Origin of the sequence: Alteromonas sp. CNT1-28 (genome assembly GCF_022348345.1) — a bacterium.
Taxonomy (GTDB): domain Bacteria; phylum Pseudomonadota; class Gammaproteobacteria; order Enterobacterales; family Alteromonadaceae; genus Alteromonas; species Alteromonas macleodii.
In genome coordinates this window covers 1-3,145 of sequence record NZ_JAKREZ010000084.1, presented here as the reverse complement: position 1 = coordinate 3,145, position 3,145 = coordinate 1, and the positions used below count along the sequence as shown (strand labels likewise).

General features: G+C 45.1%; 3 protein-coding genes. All 3 read left to right on the top strand.

Features of this window, described 5'->3' with window-relative positions:
- The coding region (gene miaE / locus MHN02_RS21380) for a tRNA isopentenyl-2-thiomethyl-A-37 hydroxylase MiaE (protein WP_239247959.1) at nt 1–308 on the top strand (308 nt) is incomplete at its 5' end.
- 102 nt (nt 309–410) lie between these two features.
- Nucleotides 411–1,547: an IS30 family transposase gene (locus tag MHN02_RS21375; protein ID WP_239247957.1), complete on the top strand. Its 1,137-nt coding sequence runs from the start codon at nt 411–413 to the stop codon at nt 1,545–1,547.
- 145 nt (nt 1,548–1,692) lie between these two features.
- Nucleotides 1,693–3,145 (top strand): IS91 family transposase (locus tag MHN02_RS21370; RefSeq protein WP_239247956.1); only part of this gene is annotated, 1,453 nt, incomplete at its 3' end.

Sequence of the window (3,145 nt, the reverse complement as noted above, 5' to 3'; positions counted from 1 at the left end):
TGATATGTGGGGCTTATATAGAAGCGCGTTCGTGTGAGCGCTTTGCGGTATTGGCACCCCATGTTGATAAGCGTTTAAATGATTTTTATGTGTCGTTGTTGCGCTCAGAAGCACGCCATTATCAAGATTACCTTACGTTGGCTGAATCAATAGCTACATCGACCTCCGGCGAGGATATCACTGAGCGGGTTGCCTTTTTCGGTGAGGTAGAGGCTGACCTGATTTCATCGTCAGATGATGATTTTAAGTTTCATAGTTCTCAGTATTATACGTCCTGGTGTACTCCATATGACAGTTTCGGATTTTGAGTTCAATCAAACGTGACAGTCCGCAACAAGTTAATGTCCGAAAAGAGCCTTGAGTTCAACTGGTGAATGCAACGCTATCCTTACTTGAGGAGGAACGTTGCTATGAAACAAAGAAAACGTATTTATTACTCACCTGAGCAAAAAGCGCTAATTTGGGACAGATATAAGCAAGGTGATTCGCTACATGACATCGCTAGAATGTTTGACCGCTTTCACTCTTCTATTATGCCAACCATCTATCAAACGGGTGGGTACCGGCCACCAGAACGAAAAAGACATCCACAGTCCCTCTCGCTTGATGAAAGAGAAGAGATATCACGATGCTTAGTCAGTAAACAATCTATTCGAGAAATTGCCAGACGTTTGTCTAGAGCGCCATCTACAATAAGTCGTGAGATAAAAAGAAATGGTGGGTTGAAGCACTACCGTGCCGTAAAAGCAGAGCAACGAGCATTGGACGAAGCATTAAGGCCTAAGCCATGTAAGTTAATCGGATCCCCAGAGTTGTGTAAACTTATAGCTGTTAAGCTTAAAAGAGCATGGTCACCACAACAAATTGCGGGTTGGTTAAAGCGACAATATCCCGATAATCAGGAAATGTACGTGTCTCACGAAACCATCTATAAAACACTCTTCATTCAGACGCGAGGGGCGTTGAAGAAAGAGTTGCAACGATGCTTGAGAACGAAGAGAGCCGTCCGAAAGTCTCGCACGTCAACGCTAAAAGGCAGAGGCTTAGGCCAAATTCCAGATGCCTTGTCAATCAGCGAGCGCCCAGCTTCCGTTGAAGATAGAGCTGTGCCTGGGCATTGGGAAGGAGACTTAATATGTGGTTCAAAGAATAGCTATATTGCAACGCTCGTTGAACGCCACTCTCGTTATGTAATGCTAGCCAAAGTGGAAGATAGTAAGTCATCTACTGTTATTGCTGCGCTAATTAAACAAGCCCAAAAGCTACCAAGCGAATTGTATAAATCACTCACGTGGGATAGAGGTCGGGAAATCAAAGACCACAAACAGTTTACACTGGCGACTGACATCAAAGTGTATCTGTGTGATCCTCACTCTCCGTGGCAACGGGGTTCAAATGAAAACACTAATAGGCTACTTAGACAATATTTCCCCAAAAGCACTGACTTGTCAGTACATAGTCAGCAAAAGCTCAGTAGCGTCGCAAGACAACTTAACGAAAGACCCAGAAAGACGCTAGACTATGAAACACCAGCACAGAGACGTTAGAGGAGCCTCCGTTGTAGACTAGCTATCTGATCGTATACCGGTCGTTCAGATAACCACGAACCACTGCCAATTTCTGTCACTCTGGTCAGTTTACTTACCAGCCCAACAAGGTACACTATAGACTTTTACATTAGCAAGGATGCTGATGTTAGCTGCAGAGCAATACACCTATCAACGCCATCGTCCAGAGCAAACATTGCTCTATCAACTTGTTGAGAAACATTACCCTGCCTTCGCCGAGATGATGCAATCTCAGGGAAAGGCATTACCATACCATGTGATCAAAGAGTTTGAAGAGTTTCTTAAGTGTGGTCGACTTGAGCATGGATTTCTGCGCATAGTCTGTGATGACTGCAAACATGAGAAGCTTGTAGCTTTCAGTTGCAAGCGAAGAGGTTTCTGCCCGAGTTGCGGAGCTCGAAGGATGGCTGAGAGTGCGAAACTACTGGTTGATGATGTATTGCAGGGTTACCCTGTTAGGCAATGGGTGTTAAGCTTACCTATTCCCCTAAGGTTATTACTCGCCAGATACCCCAAAGAACTCAGCAACGTCCTGCAAATCGTTCACCGCGCAATTTCCACAGACATCATCCATCGTTCAGGCTACTTGAAGAAGCAGGCTAAGACAGGGGCAGTCACCTACATTCAGCGTTTTGGTAGTGCGCTTAACTTAAATATACATTTCCATATGCTGTTCCTTGAAGGTGTCATCACACAAGAGCATGGACAAATGACATTTAAGCGAGTCAAAGCGCCGAGTCATTCCAATATGGAGGCGTTGGTAAACACCATCAGCCAGCGCATCGCACAATATCTCGAAAAAGCAGGGCTAATTCAACGCGACATTGACAATACCTATCTGGACTTGCCAATTAACGATGAAGACAGCTTGTTACCACTGCAAGCTGCTTCGGTCAGCTACCGGATCGCAGTTGGTGCAGATACTGGTAAAAAAGTGTTTACTTTGCAAACCATGCCAGCAAAAGATCCTGATCACTTAGGACAACTCGCAAAGATAGCTGGATTTAGCCTACATGCAGGGGTCTTCGCAGATGCAGATCAACCAGAAAAACTAGAAAGATTGTGTCGTTACATCGCAAGACCTGCAATAAGCGAAAAACGCTTAAGCCTCACAACGACAGGTAATGTCAGATACGAACTCAAGACACCCTACAGCAATGGTACGACTCACGTATTCTTCTCGCCGATTGACTTCATTAGTAAGCTAGCTGCCTTGGTACCACCGCCTAGACTGAATCTGACGCGGTTTTATGGCGTGTTTGCGCCAAATGCCAATGTACGAGCAGAAGTAACTGCTTCACAACGCGGCAAGAACAGCCCTCGTTTAGCAGAGCATCTGAAAGATTCAGATAAGCCCTACCAGGCGCGCAGCATGTCATGGGCACAGAGGTTAAAACGTGTATTCAACATTGACATTACCATTTGCGAAGCTTGCACAAAGGCGAATGTCAAAATCATCGCATGCATTACAGAGCCTGCCGTCATCCAAAAGATACTCTGGCATTTGGATAAGCAAGATTCACCAATTACCGCTAATTCTTGCAGAGCGCCGCCACTGATTGAGTCAAAACAAATAA